The following is a 17,284-nucleotide window of genomic DNA, read 5'->3' on the forward strand; positions in this document are numbered from 1 at the left end:
GCGGGAGGGGGCGTCTCGATCGCGGCGAGCCCTAAATGCCGTGGATGACAGCGGCGTGACGGCCCTGAAAAAGCACGATGCGCGACCTGTGGACCGGTCAACGTTTCGTGAGGTCTCGAGAATGCGCTTGGACGATCAGCGGCTTCCCGGCAGGATGACGGTGGATGTCTGTGTGCGGCGGAGATGCCCGTGACGGTGGGCTTCTTATCGGCAAGCATCTTGCATTGATGCCTGCGAAGCCGGATCGATGCGGCATCGGCGCAAAAGCCTCTGTTTTTGTGCCGCTGTGGCGCGCCGGTATCTTAGCAACGCCTTTCGTTCCATTTAAGACTAATGGGCGGCAACGGAGCCTCCAGCCTGATGAAGCGGTTCGTTCTTCTTGTTCTTGTCGGCGCGATCGCGGGTGGTGGTTACTATGCCTACCGCAACCAGCGCGCCGGCACCCAGCAGGCTCAGGCGAGCGCGGTCTCGGGGCCGCGAGCCGTTCCGGTGGAGGTCGCGTCCGTCGAACTGGCGACCGTGAGCGAGGAGGTCGAGGCGCTCGGCACGCTCGCCGCCGATGAATCCGTGGTGATCGCGCCGGAAATCGCTGGCCGCGTCATCTTCCTCGGCTTCCGCGAGGGCGAGCGCGTCAAGGCCGGGCAGGAGCTGGTCAAACTCGACACGGCGATCCTCGATGCCGAGCTGAAGCAGGCAATGGCCGATCTCGGCCTCGCCCGCGACACCAATGATCGGCTGCGGTCGCTGGTCTCGCGCGGATCGGGAACGCAGGTCGCGCTCGACGAGTCCGCGGCGAAGCTCGCCTCCAGCGAGGCGCGCGTCCAGCTCGCCAAGGCCAAGCTGGCGCAGTCGACCATCGTGGCGCCGTTCAACGGCGTCGTCGGCCTGCGCTCGGTCGGCGTCGGCGATTACGTTTCGGTCGGCAAGCCGCTGATCGTGCTGACCAGCATCGACCCGATCAAGATCGATTTCCGCGTGCCCGAGATTTATCTCAGTCGCCTCAAGGTCGGCCAGCCCGTGCAGATGCGGGTCGATGCGGTTCCGGACCGGAAGTTCCAGGGGCAGATCTACGCGATCGACCCGGTGGTGGATGTCAACGGCCGGGCGATCCGCCTGCGCGCCAACATTCCGAACGCCGATCTCGCGCTGAAGCCCGGCCTCTTCGCCCGGCTCGCGATTACGGTCGACTATCGCGAGAAGGCGATCGTGGTGCCGGAGATGGCCGTGGTGCCGGATGCGGTCGGCAAAATCATCTACGTCGTCGACAAGGGCAAGGCGAAGAAGGTCAAGGTCGAGCTGGGCAAGCGCCTGCCGGGCAAGGTCGAGATCGTGCGCGGGCTGACGCCCGACATGCAGATCATCACCGCCGGCCAGATGCGGCTGCGCGACGGCGCGATCATTGCGATCAAGGACAAGGTCGTCCAGACGAGCCAGCTCTAGGATCGCGCCATGAGCCTCTTCGAACTCTTCGTCCGCCGGCCCGTTCTCTCGACGGTGCTGAGCCTTCTGGTGATGCTGATCGGCATCGTCTCCTATGGCCGCCTGACGATCCGCGAATATCCGAATATCGACGAGCCGATCGTTTCGGTCCGCACCGACTATCGCGGCGCCTCGGCCGAGATCATCGAGACGCAGGTCACCCAGATCCTGGAGAACTCGATCGCCGGCATCGAGGGCATCGAGATCATCTCCTCGGCCAGCCGCCAGGAGCGCAGCTTCATCCAGGTGCGCTTCCGCCCGGATGTCGACCCCGACGTCGCGGCGTCCGACGTGCGCGACCGCGTCAGCCGCGTACGCAGCCGCCTGCCGGACGAGATCGACGAACCGGTCATCGCCAAAGTCGAGGCCGACGCGCAGCCGATCCTCTATCTCTCGCTGACCAGCTCGCGGCACGGGCCGCTCGAGCTCACCGATTTCGCCGATCGTTTCATCTCCGACCGGGTCCAGAACGTGACCGGCGTGGCCGAGGTCCGCATTCTCGGCCAGCGGCAATATGCGATGCGCATCTGGCTCGATCGCGCCCGCCTCTCGGCCTACGACATCTCGGTCCAGCAGGTCGAGGCGGCCGTCCGGGCGCAGAATGTCGAGATCCCGTCAGGCCGGATCGAGAGCAACGACCGCGAATTCACGGTGCTCTCGCAGACCAGCATGACGACGCCGGAGGAGTTCCGCGAGATCGTCGTCAAGGACGCCAACGGTTTCGCCGTCAAGGTCAAGGATATCGCCAAGGTCGAACTCGCCGCGCGCGAGGAGCGCAATGCCGCCTGGTTCAAGGGCACGCCTTCGGTGACGATCGGTATCGTCAAGCAGGCGACGGCGAACCCGCTCGACGTCTCCGCCGGCATCGAGGAAGCCCTGCCGGGCATCATCGAGGACCTGCCCGAGGGCATGTCGATCGCCAAGTCCTACGACAGCTCGGTCTTCATCGACCGCTCGATCAAGGCGGTCTACCAGACGATCATCGAAGCGATCGTGCTGGTCGTGCTGATCATCTTCATCTTCCTGCGCTCGGTCCGTGCGACCCTGATCCCGCTGGTGACGATCCCGGTCTCGCTGATCGGCTCGTTCGCGCTGATGTATGCGTTCGGCTTTACCGTGAACACGCTGACGCTGCTCTCGATGGTGCTCGCCATCGGCCTCGTCGTCGACGATGCCATCGTGGTGCTGGAAAACGTGCACCGCCATATCGAGGACGGCATGCAGCCGACCCCGGCGGCGATCCGCGGCATCAACGAGATCGCCTTCGCCGTGGTGGCGATGACGCTGACCTTGGTCGCCGTCTATGCGCCGATGGCGTTCTCGACCGGACGCACCGGCAAGCTCTTCATCGAGTTCGCGCTGACGCTGGCCGGCGCCGTGCTGGTCTCCGGCTTCGTCGCGCTGACGCTGACGCCGATGATGTGCGCCAAGCTGCTGCGCCACCACGAAAAGCATAACTGGCTCTACAACGTGCTCGAGCGCGGTTTCGACGGGCTGTCGCGCGGCTATAAGGCCTCGCTGCGCGGGGCGCTCGCGATCCGCCCGCTTGTGGTCCTGCTGGCGCTCGGTGTGGCCGGCAGCGGCTACTACTTCTTCACCCATCTGCGCGCGGAGCTGGCGCCCGTCGAAGATCGCGGCACGATCAATGCCATCGGCGTCGCTCCGGAGGGTGCGACGATTTCCTTCACGGCGGCGTATGCCCGCCAGGTCGAGGAGTATTTCAAGAAGGTTCCCGAGGTCGACACCTACCTGGTCATCGTCGGCTTCCCCGACGTGACGCGCGCCGTCGCCTTCGCGCGGCTCAAGCCCTGGGAGGAGCGCCAGCGCAAGCAGCAGGACATCGTCGCCGAGATCAACCGGGGCCTGTCGCAGATTCCGGGCATCCGCCTGTTCGCGACCAACCCGGCCTCGCTCGGGCAAGGCCAGGCGAATAGCAAGCCGGTCGAATTCGTGCTGCGCTCGTCGGAGCCCTATACGCAGATCAAGTCCTATGTCGACCAGCTGATGACCGAGGTCTCGAACTCGCCGGTGCTGACCAATGTCGAGACCAACCTCATCCTCGACAAGCCGCAGATCAAGGTTTCGATCGACCGGCAGCGGGCGGCCGATCTCGGCGTCGGCGTCGACATCATCGGGCGCTCGATGGAGACGCTGCTCGGCGGCCGGCAGGTGACGCGCTTCAACATGAACAGCAAGCAGTACGACGTCATGCTGCAGGTCGAGGGTTCAGAGCGCAATACGCCGCAGGCATTGCAGTCGATCTATATGATGGGTCGTGGCGGCGCCGTGGTGCAGCTCTCCAGCCTGGTCAGGATCGACGAGAACGTGGCGCCCAAGGAGCTGACCCGCTTCAACCAGCTGCGCTCGGCAACGATCACCGCGATCCCCGCGCCCGGCTATTCGCTCGGCGATGCGCTCAAGGTGCTGGAGGAGAGCGCGGCGCGCGTGCTGCCCTCCTCGGTGCAGATCGACTATTCCGGCCAGAGCCGCGAGTTCAAGCAGTCGGGCGCGAGCATCTTCATCGTCTTCCTGCTGGCGCTGGGCTTCATCTATCTCGTTCTGGCGGCGCAGTTCGAGAGCTTCGTCGATCCGGTCGTGATCATGGTCTCGGTGCCGCTCTCGCTGACCGGCGCGCTCGCGGCGCTGTACTACACGGGCGGGACAATGAACGTGTACAGCCAGATCGGCCTGATCACGCTCGTCGGCCTGATCACCAAGCACGGCATCCTGATCCTGGAGTTCACCAACCAGCTGCGCGAGGAGGGCAAGGAGACGATCGACGCCCTCGTCGAGGCGGCGGAGCTACGCCTGCGGCCGATCCTGATGACGACCGGCGCCATGGTGCTCGGCGCCGTGCCCCTCGCCATCGCGACCGGTGCCGGCGCGGAGAGCCGCTCGCAGATCGGTTGGGTCATCGTCGGTGGCATGACCTTCGGCACGCTGCTGACGCTCTATGTGGTGCCGGTCGCCTATAGTTACCTCGCCCGCAAGGTTCATGGCTCGCGTCATGCCCCGCATGACGAGGCGCATGGCGCTCTCGGCGCGCATCCGGCCCCGGCGGAGTAATCGACACCCGCTGTCATCCCGTGCGCGCTGCGGCACGAAGTGCTGCTGCGCAGACACGGGACCGCGTGACGAGAGGGCGCCCTTCAAACGAAAGGGCGCTCCCTGCACAGGAGCGGCGCTTTCTCCTGAGAACGGTCCCGCATCTGCGCCGCAGCACTTCGTGCCGCAGCGCGTGCGGGATGACGCGCGGGGCGCTACTGTAGCCGCACCGACACGCTTTCGCTCGCCCCGGTCGCGTCGATCACCGAAATCCGCATGAAGCCCTTGCCCGGCGGCTGCCACTGCGTCTCGCGGCGGCGCTGCGGCTCGGTCACCGGCGTGCCGTCGACCAGCCAGGTATAGGGCGGCGAGCCACCCGCCGCCTTGAGGTTGAGCCGGCCATAGCCGTCGAGCGCGGCGGCGGAGAGGTCGATGCGGGCGCCGTCCGGTGGGAAGGCGAGCTTGAGCGCAGGCGTCGTCATCGCCGTCACGGTCTTGGGCACGTCCTGCCGGAGATGCCTGAGCGGCGGCGGTAGGTGGCCGGTGCTGGCGACGATCGCGTCAGCAGGTTGCGGGAAGGGGCGCGGATCGGTGCCGAGCCGGGCGAAGGCGTCGAACAGGATCGGCGCGGCGACCGTGCGCCCGACGAGGCCAGGCACGGCGCCGTTATCGGCCCGGCCAACCCAGACGCCGATCGTGTGCTTGCGGTCGAAGCCCACGGCCCAGGCATCGCGATAGCCGTATGAGGTGCCGGTCTTGTAGGCGATGCGGCCGGGCACGGCGTTCAGCGGCGGCGGCGCGCCGAGCAAGGTATCGGCGACATACCAGGCGGCAACGGGATCGACGAGGCGCGGGGCTGGACCGGTTTGCGTCGCCTGCTGGCGGAAGCGCAGCGGCAGCATCTCGCCGCCGCGCGCCAGCCCGACATAGGCGCGGGTCAGGTCCTGCAAGGTGATGCCGAGGCCACCGAGACCCACTGCGAGGCCGGGCGCGCCACTATCCCTGGGCATGGCGATGGCGACGCCGGCATCACGCAGGCGCGACAGGAAGCGCTGCGGGCCGAGCGCCGAGAGCAATTCGACGGCAGGCACATTGAGCGAGAGCTGGAGCGCTTTTCGCGCGCTGACCATGCCCTGGAAGGTCATGTCGAAATTTTCGGGGATATAGATGCCGTAGCGCGCCGGCCGGTCCTCCAGCATCGTCTCGGGATGGGCGATGCCGTTGTCGAAGGCGAGCGCGTAGATGAAGGGTTTCAGCGCCGAGCCGGGCGAGCGCAGCGCGCGCGTCAGGTCGAGCGCGCCGGCGCGTTCCGTCGCGAAGTAATCGACGCCGCCGACCGAGGCGCGGATCTCGCCGGTCTCGTTGTCGATGGCGAGGATCGCAATCGAGACCTGTGGTGCAAGGCCTGAGCTGCGCTCGCGGGCGAGCCCTTCGAGAGCCGTTTGCAGGCGTGCATCGAGCGAGAGCTTCTGGACGCGCTCGGCTGGCGCCTCTGCCACCGCCTGCTCGGCGATATGGGGGCTGAGATTCGGGAAAGGGCGGCGCGCGGTCGGGGTCGGCTCGTTGCGGGCTGCGGCGACCTCGTCTGATGTGGCGAGACCGGCCTGCTCGACCCGTTCCAGCACGCGCTCGCGCGCCTTGCGGGCGGCCTCGACGAAGCGGTCCGGCCGGCGTGTCTCGGGCGATTGCGGGAGCGCGACGAGCAGCGCGGCCTCGGCGGTCGAGAGCCGCTTCGGCTCCTTGCCGAAATAGGCAAAGCTCGCGGCGCGCACGCCTTCGAGATTGCCGCCGAAGGGGGCGAGGGTGAGGTAGAGGTCGAGAATGCGGGCCTTGTCGAAGCGCTGCTCCAGCTCGACTGCGCGCACGCCCTGCCGGAGCTTGGCGGCAAGCGTGCGCTCCTCGCGCGGTTCGAGCAGGCGCGCGACCTGCATGGTCAAGGTCGAGCCGCCGGAGACGACGCGGCCATTCAGCAGCATCTGGCCGGCGGCGCGCAGCATGCCGAGCGGGTCGATGCCGTGATGTTGGTCGAAGCGCTTGTCCTCGAAGGCCTTGAGCATGGCGAGATAGCGCGGATCGACATCCTCTGATGTGACGGGGAGCTTCCAGCGTCCGTCGGCGGTGAGGAAGGGGCGCAGGAGCTTGCCCTCGCGGTCGAGCACGACGGTCGAGCGGTCGGCTGCGGCCGAGAGGTCGAGCGGGGGCAGGGAGCGGGCGTAGAGGGCGAGTGCTGTTGTTGCGGCGATAGCCGAGACGGCGAGAGCGCCGGTCACGATCTTCAGTTTGCAGAAGTGGCGCGGGGCCTTCCCTTCTCCCCTCGGGGGAGAAGGTGGCAGCGCGAAGCGCTGACGGATGAGGGTGGCTAGACGGACGGGCAAACGATCAAGCGCCGCGCCGGCCCTCACCCCATCCCTCTCCCCCGAGGGGAGAGGGGGCTCCGATGCGCTCGTCTTTTCGCGCTGCGCATCCATCACCGCGCCGAGGTGATCTCCACCGCGCCGAAGCCGGTGCGGCCGAAGCGATCCGGCCGGTACATGTCTTCGATCACGGCGGCGGGAGAGACGTAGCGGCCGGGCGAGACGGCCCGCGCGATATAGGCGACGGTGTAGGAGAGCTTGTCGCTCTTCGAACCCGAGCGCTCGAAGGCCGCGACATAGCGGTCGTCGCGCGACTCGGTATGGACCGGGTAGATCTCCTGCTTGAGCCAGTCGAGACCCGCGACCGAGGCACCTTCCGTCAGGTTGGCGTTTTCGATCTCAAGTCCGGCCGGGACCGGATCGACCAGCAGCAGACGGCCATAGCGCGGCGCGGCCTCCGTCACGGTCAGCGCCACGACATAGCGCTCGTTCTGGCGCAGGCGGGCCGGATCGGCCTTCTCGCCCTTCATCGTGTAGATGACGCGCTCCAGACCGAAACCCCGGTTCAGCGCCGGCTCCGGCGCGGTCGGGATGCCGGCGACGGTAATGACGGCTTGCGCATTGCCGGCGCCGGGATTGGCGATGGTCAGGGACTTCATCTCCAGCGCCTCGGCCGAGAGCGTGCGGTAGAGCGCGCCCTTGCGGGCGGCGCCGTCGACCGTCAGCGTCATGCCCTCTGCATCCTTCGCCATGGCCTGCGCCGCCAGCACCATCCACATCTGCTCCTGCGTCGAGGTGTAGTTGTAGCGGTCGCTGTTGCGGGTGGCGTCGACGATCGAGACGGCGCGGCTGATATCGGCGCGCTCGCCATTGGCTTCGGCGATCAAGGCGAGCACGCCGGCGCCGTCACGCAGGCGGGAGCCGTAATCCGGCCGCGAGAGGCCGTCATCGCTCGCCTGCTGGAGGAGGCCCAGCGCGCTGCCGAAGGCGGCGCGGCCGCGACCGCGATCGCCGAGCGCCGAGAGCGCGGCGCCGATCTGGGCGCGGGCGAGCGGCGTCGCGAAATCGCCGAGCTTGTTGTCGGCGAGATAGCGCAGGTCGCCCATCACCGGCCGGCCGTTGCGGGCGAGCACATAGAGCGCATAGGCGAGGCCGGCCGCCTCTTCCTTGTTGATCTCGCTGGTGTTGACGACCTGATTGCGCAGGCGGTCGAGCGCGAGATTGAAGGCGATCTGCGGCACGGCGAACTGCTTCTCGCGGGCCCGGGTCAGGAAGTCGGTGACGAAGGCGTCGAGCCAGAGATCGTCGCCGCCGACGCTCCAGAGGCCGAAGGAGCCGTTGCCGCCCTGGCGCGCCAGCACGCGCTCGATTGCGTTGACGACGCGCTCATCTGCCTTGTCGTCGAGCGCGAGCTGCTCCAGCGAGGCGAGCTGGTTGACCGCGAGCAGCGGCAGGGCGCGCGAGACGGTCTGCTCGGTACAGCCATAGGGATAGCGGTCGAGCGCCTTGAGCAGGCCGGGCACGTCGAGCGAGCCGAAGGGCGAGACCGTCACAGAGACCTGCCCGGAATTCGGCACGAGATCAGCCAGAAGGTCCGACGACACGGTGATCGCCCCGCCATTGCCGGGGATGGCGCGGACGATGCGGCGCGCGATCGTCGCGGCCGAAGGCTGCACGCGCACGGCGAGGTTTTGCATTGTACTGAGCCCGTTCGGGCCGGAGACACGCACGTCGAACTCGGCGCGGCCGAGGCCGGCGGCGGTGACGGGGATCGTCATCTGCGTCTTGGCGCCGGCACCCATCTGCATGGTGCGGCGGGTGGCGTCGGCTGCGACCAGCACCGGACCCTTCACGTCGAGATCGACGGTGTAGGAGCCGGCGGGGCCCTCGACATTGTCGACCTGGAGATGGAACCGCGACTGGTCACCGATGGCGAGGAAGCGCGGCAGCGTCGCCTGGGCGACGATCTGGTCGCGGATGATCACGTCGGCGCTGGCCTGGCCGGTGCGTCCGGCCGACCAGGCAACGCCCATGACGCGGACGGAGCCGTTGAAGGCCGGCATGTCGAAATCGATCTTCGCGGTGCCGTCGGCCCCGACCTTGACCACGCCGGAATAGCGGGCGAGCGGCTCCTGCGTCGGCTTCTCGCCGTCCATCTTGGGCGCGGCGTCGCCGCCGGTGCGGATCGCGCCGCGCGTGCCCTGCATGCCGTCGATCAGGTAGCCATAGAGATCGCGCAGGTCATGGCCGAGCTGGCGCTGGCCGAAGAAGAACTTGCTTGCGTCGGGGCTCTCGTAGCGGGTGAGGTTGAGGATGCCGATATCGACGGCGGCGAGCGTGACATAGGCCTCTTCGCCGGCCTTCATGCCGGTGACCTTGACCGGGAGCGACAGCGTCGTGAGCGGGCGCACCAGCTTGGGCGCGCCGAGATCGAGCGCGAGCGTGCGCGTCTCCTTGCCGATCTGGAACCAGGAGAGGCCGATGGCGCGGCCGGGCAGGCGCTTGGCGGCGGCGTCCATCGGGCGATGGGCGAGCACGACGAGATAGGCGCTGGCGCCCCATTCGGCCTTCACGGGAATGCTGGCCGAGGTGCCGCCTTCGGTGATGTCGATGGTGCGGATATCCGCGACCTTGTCGGTGACGACGGCGAGCGTCGCCTTGCCGGCGAAGCGTGGCGAGAGGCGGACCTGCAGGCTCTCGCCATCGGCGTAGGAAGCCTTGTCGAGCGCTACATCGAGCACGTCAGGCGTATCGGCGGTCTTGTCGCTCTCATAGCCGACGCTGAAGGAGACCGAGGTCTCGGCCACCTCGTTGCCGTCCGAGGTCACGTCGAGCCGGTAATTGCCCCATTCGACGGGCGCGGCGATCTTGGCGCCGGCAGCTTCCGCCACCGCGACCTCGCCATCGGCGACGCGGCGGGTGGTCTTGACGCCCTCATAGTTCCAGCGGCCGTCCTGGAAGAACCACTGGTAGTTGCGGCGCACCTTCGACAGCACCCATTTGACACCCGGCCGAGCGAGGCGCTTGCCGTCGCCGGTCGCCATGATGACTTCGAAATTGGCGGTCTGGCCGTTGCCGAGATCGCCGTCCCTGAAAAGCTTCTTCACGCCGATGGCGGCGCCCTTCGGCACGATCGGCAGGGTGACGGAGCGCGCGATGGCGCGCCCGCCGGGCTCGCCGACGCGCACGGTCATCTCGACTTCGAGCGGACGGTTGGTGTCGGGCTGCTGGACCGGGTTGGTGATTGTCGCCTTGCCGGCGGCGTCGGTCGTGGTGCTTTCCTCGAATTCGTTCTGGACGGGCTCGAAAGCCTCGTCGGTGAGCCCGACCTGATAGTCCTTGAAGCCGGGGATGGCGCTGGCATCGGCGGCGCGGATGGTCATCGAGCCGGTCACGTCGAGCTCGGAGCCCGGCGCGCCATAGAGATAGCGGGCGGCGACGTCGAGTTCGGCCGGCTGGCCGGCCTGGAGCAGCGAGGCCTTCGGCGTCAGCGTCAGCTCCAGCCGCTCGGGCACATAATCCTCGACGAGGAAGGAGGTTTCGCCGATCGCCTGGCCCTTCGGGTCGGAATAGGCGAGGACGCGCCAGGTGCCGGTCGCGGAGCCGGAGACGAGCTGGATCGAGTGGGCGCGGCCGCCCGCACCCTGATCCTCGACCTGCCGGCGGCGATATTCGACACCGTCCGGGCGCTTGACGACGATGGTCAGCGGCAGGCCGGTGACGGCAGAACCCTTAGCGTCGCGCAGCAGCGAGGTGAGGTAGACCGTCTCGCCCGAGCGATAGACGCCGCGCTCGGTATAGAGATAGGCATCGAGCCCGGTGGGGGCGACGCGACCCTTCACGCCGCGATCGGAGAGATCGAAGGCGGTCTGCTTGAGATCGAGGAAGCCGTAATCTTCGGCGAGTGAGGCGGTGACGAGGCCGGGCGCATTGCCACCCTGGCCCTTGCCCAAGCCGGCATCGAAGCGAGCATAGCCGTTGGCGTCGGTCCTGGCCGTGCCGAGTACCTCATTGTTGCGGGCGATCAGGCGCAGTTCGGCATTGGCGATCGGCCTGGCGTCGGCGAGCGAGCGGGCGAGCACATGCACGCCGTCGGGGCCGGTGAAGGAGGTTAGGCCGAGATCGGAGACGACGAACCACTGCGTCGCCCGCGTCGAGCCGTCATCGTAGGAATCGCTATCGTCGCTGACGGGAGCGGTGGCCGGCCCGCCCGAAGGCTTGGCGAACATCACGTAGACGCCGGGCTTGAGGCTGCCAACCGCTTCGGTGACGGGGAAGGCGGTGATCACGTCCTGGTTCAGCTCCGACTTCACGTCCATCGTGCCGGTCCAGACGGTCTGACCCTTGTCGCTGGAGATCTGCCGGGCGGAATAGGAGCCGATCTGGCTGAGGAAGTCCTCGGAATGGACGGAGTTGATCAGGTTGCGGTCGCCGATCCGCATCACCTCGAGGTCGAGCTTGCCGGAATTGACCGAGACGACGGGAATGCCCTGCTGGCCGGTCCGCGGCAGCACGTAGTTCTTGCCGGTGAAGCGCACCGAGGGCGTGCGGTCGCGGACATAGATCTCGTAATCGGCCGATTTCAGCAGCGTCTCGTCGGGGATGGCCGAGGGCACGCCCTGCCGGATGACGATGGCATAGCGCTCGCCATGCTTGAGGCCGTCGACGCAGATCTGGCGATCCTCGGCGCTGACGGCGAAATCGCCCTTGCCGCCGGAAATCGCCACATAAGGCGCGAAATCGACGCGGCCGCGGGCCAGGGCTTCCGAGAACTCGAAGCAGGCGCGCGGGGAGGCGGCGTCGGAATCCGTCTTGTTGGAGATCAGGCGAAAACCGCGCTTTTCGCGCAGGCTCTCATAGGAGCTCTGTAGGGTGGGATTGGCGGCGAGGTCGAGGCTGAGCCGATAGGTGGTCAGCGCCGGGCGCCAGAGCTCGTTCTTCTCGAAGGTGCGGGCGAGCACGCCGAGCGAGGCCGCCTCGTCATTGCGGTTGGTCGAGCGCTGATAGGCGAGATAGGCGGCGGCGACGGCGCGCTCACGCAATTCCCAGCGCTCGCGATAGTCGCGCGGCTCGATCGCGTTGGCGGCGCGGGCCATCAGGCGCCAGCCGGCGGCATTGCCGGAATCGGCGACGACCGCGGCATTGGCCTGGGGCAGGGCGGAGCGGGCATCGCCGCGCCCGAGCGCGATCTCGCCGGCCCGGATCGCGTCCGCCGCTGAGCGGTTCCCGGTCGCGACCTCGCGCTTCAGGCGCTCTTCCAAGCGCTGCCCGTCGGCCAGCAGGTCGTTGCGGACATAAGCCTTCTGGGCGAGGGCAGGGGCCGCCGCCAGCGTGAGCGAGAGGGCGAGCGCGAGACGGGAAAGCAGGGTCATCGTCGGTCCTCTTCGTCGATCGGCCAGCCAAGGATCAGCGGGCATGGCTTCAGGCCGATGACGGCGTGAGACGGGGCCGGCAGGCTATCACCGTGCCGCGCGTGTTCAAGTCATGCGAATGCAGGGCGCACGGTGTTGAGCGGTTGAGATACCCATTCCGATCCTCACGCGCGGGTCATCCCGGACGCAGCGAAGCGAAGATCCGGGATCCATGCCGGAGCCTTGCCGATAGAGGGTCCGGCATGGATCCCGGGTCTCCCTCCGGTCGCCCGGGATGACCCGCGCGTAAATGCCATCTCCCGGTTGCGGCGCGGCGCGTTCTGACGCTCAATGCAGCCGCTTCGCCCGTTCTCAAGGACGAGACCCATGCCGCGCGCCATTCTCCGATCCCAGCGAATCACACTGCTCCGCAGCGTGGTGCTCGTGCTTGCGCTTCTGTCGGCGCCGCTTGCCGGCGCGCAGGCTCCGGCTGCCGGGCCCTCGCCGCAGATGGCCGCGGCGCAGGCAGGGTTCGAGGCCTTGCCCGAGGCCGAGCGCAAGGCGATCCAGAACGACCTGATCTGGGCCGGGCAGTTCAACGGCGCGGTTTCCGGCTCCTATGGGCCGCTGACCTTCCGCGCGATCAATGCCTTCAAGGGCGCGCGAGGTCCGGCCGACGGCCTGCTGCCAGCGGCCGAGCGGGCGGCGTTGGCGAAGGCCGCACAGGCGGCGCGCGATGCGGCTGGGTTCAAGCTGCTGGCCGACGACAAGACCGGGGTGCAGATCGGTATCCCCCAGAAGCTGCTGCCGAAGCGCGACGTGACGCCATCCGGCGGCAGCCGCTGGCAAAGCGCCGACCAGAAGGTGACGCTCGACACCTCGACCACCCCGCCGGGCGGCGAGGACCTCGCGGCGATCTTCGAGAAGGCGATCACCGTCAGCCCGAACAGCCCGCGCAAGATCACCTACAAGCTGCTGCGGCCGGATTTCTTCGTCGTCACCGGCGAGACGCCGACCGGCCGATTCTATCGCCGGCTTTCGGCCGGGCCGCAGGGCCTGCGCGGTTTCTCGATCGGCTATGACAAGGCGCTGGCGCCGAGCGTCGACAAGCTGGTCATCGCGATCGCGGCGAGCTTCGAGCCCTTCCCGACCGGGGCGGTTCCGGCCCAGCCTGCGGCGGTCGCCGGTGCCACCGCCAGCCCGTCCTCGGGATTGTCGTCGTTGCTGGCGCCGGCTGCCCGTACGAATGAGCGCTACGGCGTCGCGCTGGCGCTCAACGAGCGAGTGGCGCTCAGCGCGTCGTCGGCGGTCGATAACTGCCGGACCTTGCGTGTCGGCAATCGCAACGCCAAGCTGCGCCTGAAGGATGATGCGAGTGGCCTCGTGCTGCTCGATCTGGAGGGCACGGGCGCGGCGAAGCCGCCGGGCCTGCGCAGCGAAGCCGCGGGCGCTTCCGAGGCGCTGGTGCTGGTGGCTTATGGCAACGATGCCGGCAAGCGGGCCGCCGTCGCCCTGCCCGGGCAGGGTGTGCAGGCCGCCGGCAAACCGGCGCTCAAGGCGCCGCTCCAGCCGGGGCAGGCGGGCGCACCGGCCTTCGACCGGCAGGGGCGGCTCGTCGGCATCGTCACCGACAACCCTTCCGACAAGATCCTGATCGCGGGCGTCGCGCCGCAGCGCAGTTATGGCTTCGCCGATGCGACTGCCATCCAGGCGATGCTGGGCAAGGCTGGCGTCGCGCTGCCGACGGCCGCGGCCGCGGCGGGGGCGGAGCTCAGCACTGGCGCGGTGGTCGAGCGGGTTTCGAGCGCCGTCCAGCCCATCATCTGCGGGCTGTAGCCTCGGCCAAAATGAGGGTTGTCACTGGCCGCGCGATCGGCTCAGATGACGCCCGTCATATCAAGGGAGCCCCGTCGTGGACGAGGAGCGCCCGGACACTAAATCGATTTAACGGGAGGAACTGGGGAATGACCGATTTCATCGACAGACGAACTGTGCTCAAGGGCGCGGCCGCAGCCGGCGCGAGCCTGATCGCGGCACCTGCCATCGCGCAGGCGAACTACCCCTCGCGACCGATCACCATGGTCTGCCCATGGGGCGCGGGCGGTGGTACCGATGCGACCGCGCGCATCGTGGCGCAGCTCCTGGAAAAGGACCTCGGCCAGCCGGTCAATGTCGTCAACCGCACCGGCGGTTCCGGCGTGGTCGGCCATTCGGCCATCGCGACGGCCGCGCCGGACGGCTACAATATCGGCATGCTGACGGTCGAGATCGCCATGATGCATCATCAGGGCCTGACCGACCTGAAGTCGACGAGCTATACCTCGCTCGCGCTGATGAACGAGGACCCTCCGGGCGTGCAGGTTTCGACCGCCGGCCCCTACAAGGACATCAAGGCGCTGGCCGATGCGATCAAGGCCGCACCTCCCGGCAAGCTCAAGGCGTCCGGCACCGGCCAGGGCGGCATCTGGCATCTCGCCCTCATCGGCTGGCTCGTGGCGATGGGCCTGAAGCCCGATCATGTCGCCTGGGTGCCGTCGAACGGCGCGGCGCCCGGCATGCAGGATCTGGCGGCCGGTGGCATCGATATCGTGACCTGCTCGGTGCCCGAGGCGCGGGCGATGATCGACGCGGGCAAGGCCAAGTCGCTGGCGATCATGGCGAGCGCGCGCAACCCGCAGTTCAAGGACGTGCCGACGCTCAACGAGACGCTCGGCATCAACTACTCGATCGGTGCCTGGCGCGGCATCGGCGCGCCGAAGGGCCTGCCGCCCGAGATCGCGGCCAAGCTGACGGCGGCGCTGAAGAAGGCTTTCGATTCGAAGGACTACCAGGACTTCATGAATTCCCGCGGCTTCGGCATGAAGTTCGCAGACGGCAAGGGCTTCGCCGACTTCATGGCGGCGAGCGACACCTCCATGGCCTCCGCCATGAAGGCGGCAGGCCTCGCCAAGGGCTGAACGGCCGGAAACGCCGAGCGCCGGGAGCAGAAAGCTCCCGGCGTTTTCGTCTCGTCATGATCTGATCGTTCAGGGAGGTTGCGCCCTTGCAACTATCCGACCGCATTACCGGCTCAGCGATTGCCGCGCTTGGAGCCGTCGCTTTCTTCTACGGCTCGAAACTGCCGCCGGTGCCCGGTCAGCAGGTCGGCCCTTCCGCCTTTCCGATGGTCGTCGGCGCCGGGCTTGCGCTCTGCGGCGGCCTGATCGTCTTCGGGATCGGCCGCCATTTCGAGGAGGTCGCCGAGGCCGATGTCGCGAGCCATGCGACGCCGGAGGAACTCGCGCCGGTACCGGCCTGGCGCAACTGGCTGGCCCTGCTGCCGCCAGCTCTGCTCGCCTTCTACGCGATGGTTTCGGAGACGCTGGGCTTCCTGCCGACGACGGCGATCATGGTGCTGCTCTGCAGCCTCGCCTTCGGCGCGAAGCCGAAGCTTGCGGTGCCGCTGGCGATCATCGCGCCCTTCATGATCAACCTGATCTTCCTGAAGCTGCTGCGCGTGCCTTTGCCCGGCGGCATGCTGCCCTTCCCCTGGTGAGCGAGGCCTGACGATGGATACCGTCATCAAGGCCTTCGGGCTGGTTTTCCAATTCGACGTGATGATCGCCATTGTGGCGTCCGCGTTTTACGGGCTGACGGTCGGCGCGCTGCCCGGCCTTTCCGCCACCATGGCGACGGCGCTGCTCGTGCCGGTCACCTTCTACCTCTCGCCGATCGCAGCGATCGCGACGATCATCACGGCTTCCGCCATGGCGATCTTCTCCGGCGACATTCCGGGCTGCCTCCTGCGCATCCCCGGCACGCCGGCCTCGGCCGCCTATACCGACGAAGCCTATGCGATGACGCGCAAGGGCCAGGCGGAGACGGCGCTCGGCATCTGCCTGTGGTTCTCGGCGCTGGGCGGCATCGCCGGCACGCTGTCGCTGATGCTGATCGCGCCGCTGCTCGCAGAGATGGCCTTGTCCTTCTCGACCTACGAGAATTTCTGGCTCGCGATGCTCGGCCTGATGTGCTCGACACTGGTGGCGCGCTCCTCGCCGATCAAGGCGATCGCGGCGATGCTGCTCGGCCTGCTGATCACCTGCATCGGCATCGACAATCCCGGCGGCGTGCCGCGCTTCACCTTCGGCTCGACCAACCTGCTGGGCGGCATCGAGGTCATCCCGGCGCTGGTCGGCGTCTTCGCGCTGGCCGAGGTGATGCGCTCCCTGACCGAACGCGACCCGCCGAAGATCGAGAACCGCAAGCTCGGCTCGATCCTCAAGGGGCAGTGGAAGCTCACCAAGGAGTATCCCAAGCAGCAGACGCGCGGGAACATCGTCGGCATCATCATCGGCGTATTGCCCGGCGCCGGTGCCGACATGGCGGCCTGGGTCAGCTATGCCATGGCCAAGCGCTTCTCGAAGACGCCGGAGAAGTTCGGCACAGGCCATCCGGAAGGCTTGATCGAGGCCGGCGCCTCCAACAACGCCTCGCTCGCCTCGGGCTGGGTGCCGGCGCTGCTCTTCGGCATTCCCGGCGACACGATCACCGCGATCGCCATCGGCGTGCTCTACATGAAGGGGCTGAACCCCGGGCCGACGCTGTTCACCAGCCAGGCCGAGAGCATGTACGCGCTCTACATTATCTTCATCCTCGGCAACATCATCATGATCCCCTTCGGCATCATCATGATCCGGCTGGCGAGCAAGGTCGTCGGGGCGCCGCGCTCGGCGGTGATGCCGGTGATCATGATCTTCTGCGCGGTCGGTGCCTTCGCCACGGCAGGCAACAACCTGTTCGCGGTCTGGTGCGTCGCCTTCTTCGGCGTGTTCGGCTTCGTGATGGAGAAAAACGGCTATCCGGTCGCGGCAATGGTACTCGGCATCGTCATGGGCACGATGGTGGAGCAGAATTTCGTGACCTCGCTGATCAAGTCCGACGGATCGGTGCTGCCCTTCTTCGACCGGCCGGTCTCGTCCGTGCTGGCGGCGATGACCTTCGCGGCGCTGCTCTGGCCGGTCTTCGCCTGGACGCGCGACTGGCTGAAGAGCCGGCGCCGGGTGGTGGCGGCCTGAG

8 protein-coding genes are annotated in these 17,284 nt (G+C 67.7%); 6 read left to right on the forward strand and 2 right to left on the reverse strand.

Going from position 1 to position 17,284, the window contains the following annotated elements:
• The first annotated feature begins 360 nt into the window (after window positions 1–360).
• A complete protein-coding gene (locus tag AC6RIC_RS05100) occupies window positions 361–1,440 on the forward strand; it encodes an efflux RND transporter periplasmic adaptor subunit (RefSeq protein ID WP_499735368.1) in 1,080 nt (359 codons plus the stop codon).
• Between the two features lie 9 nt (window positions 1,441–1,449).
• Window positions 1,450–4,545 carry an efflux RND transporter permease subunit gene (locus AC6RIC_RS05105; protein ID WP_499735369.1) on the forward strand — a complete coding sequence of 1,032 codons (3,096 nt, stop codon included), beginning with the start codon at window positions 1,450–1,452 and terminating at the stop codon, window positions 4,543–4,545.
• Window positions 4,546–4,739: 194 nt separating this feature from the next.
• Here the strand turns inward: AC6RIC_RS05105 and pbpC are convergent, their stop codons facing one another.
• A complete protein-coding gene (gene pbpC, locus AC6RIC_RS05110) occupies window positions 4,740–6,992 on the reverse strand; it encodes a penicillin-binding protein 1C (RefSeq protein ID WP_499735370.1) in 2,253 nt (750 codons plus the stop codon).
• The gene (locus AC6RIC_RS05115) at window positions 6,992–12,250 is read right to left on the reverse strand and encodes an alpha-2-macroglobulin family protein (RefSeq protein ID WP_499735371.1); all 5,259 of its coding nucleotides are present in this window, start codon (window positions 12,248–12,250) and stop codon (window positions 6,992–6,994) included. The genes pbpC and AC6RIC_RS05115 overlap by 1 nt, the downstream gene beginning before the upstream one ends.
• A 366-nt stretch (window positions 12,251–12,616) precedes the next feature.
• Here AC6RIC_RS05115 and AC6RIC_RS05120 point away from each other — a divergent pair, with 366 nt between their 5' ends.
• From AC6RIC_RS05120 to AC6RIC_RS05135, 4 genes are all read left to right on the forward strand, one after another.
• On the forward strand, window positions 12,617–14,065 hold the full coding sequence (locus tag AC6RIC_RS05120) for a S1 family serine peptidase (protein WP_499735372.1): 1,449 nt from the start codon (window positions 12,617–12,619) through the stop codon (window positions 14,063–14,065).
• Between the two features lie 128 nt (window positions 14,066–14,193).
• Window positions 14,194–15,186, forward strand: a complete 993-nt coding sequence (locus AC6RIC_RS05125) for a tripartite tricarboxylate transporter substrate binding protein (protein WP_492285546.1) — start codon at window positions 14,194–14,196, stop codon at window positions 15,184–15,186.
• A gap of 86 nt (window positions 15,187–15,272) precedes the next feature.
• Window positions 15,273–15,764, forward strand: a complete 492-nt coding sequence (locus AC6RIC_RS05130) for a tripartite tricarboxylate transporter TctB family protein (RefSeq protein ID WP_499735373.1) — start codon at window positions 15,273–15,275, stop codon at window positions 15,762–15,764.
• 13 nt (window positions 15,765–15,777) lie between these two features.
• Complete coding sequence (locus tag AC6RIC_RS05135) at window positions 15,778–17,283, forward strand: tripartite tricarboxylate transporter permease (RefSeq protein ID WP_499735374.1); 1,506 nt, start codon at window positions 15,778–15,780, stop codon at window positions 17,281–17,283.
• Window position 17,284 lies beyond the last annotated feature (1 nt).

Source organism: Allobosea sp. TBD101, assembly GCF_059817965.1.

Bases quoted from the DNA above. Each gene is read 5' to 3' on its own strand.
- AC6RIC_RS05100 (WP_499735368.1), top strand. From the start codon at position 361: ATGAAGCGGTTCGTTCTTCTTGTTCTTGTCGGCGCGATCGCGGGTGGT.
- AC6RIC_RS05105 (WP_499735369.1), top strand. From the start codon at position 1,450: ATGAGCCTCTTCGAACTCTTCGTCCGCCGGCCCGTTCTCTCGACGGTG.
- pbpC (WP_499735370.1), bottom strand. From the start codon at position 6,992: ATGGATGCGCAGCGCGAAAAGACGAGCGCATCGGAGCCCCCTCTCCCC.
- AC6RIC_RS05115 (WP_499735371.1), bottom strand. From the start codon at position 12,250: ATGACCCTGCTTTCCCGTCTCGCGCTCGCCCTCTCGCTCACGCTGGCG.
- AC6RIC_RS05120 (WP_499735372.1), top strand. From the start codon at position 12,617: ATGCCGCGCGCCATTCTCCGATCCCAGCGAATCACACTGCTCCGCAGC.
- AC6RIC_RS05125 (WP_492285546.1), top strand. From the start codon at position 14,194: ATGACCGATTTCATCGACAGACGAACTGTGCTCAAGGGCGCGGCCGCA.
- AC6RIC_RS05135 (WP_499735374.1), top strand. From the start codon at position 15,778: ATGGATACCGTCATCAAGGCCTTCGGGCTGGTTTTCCAATTCGACGTG.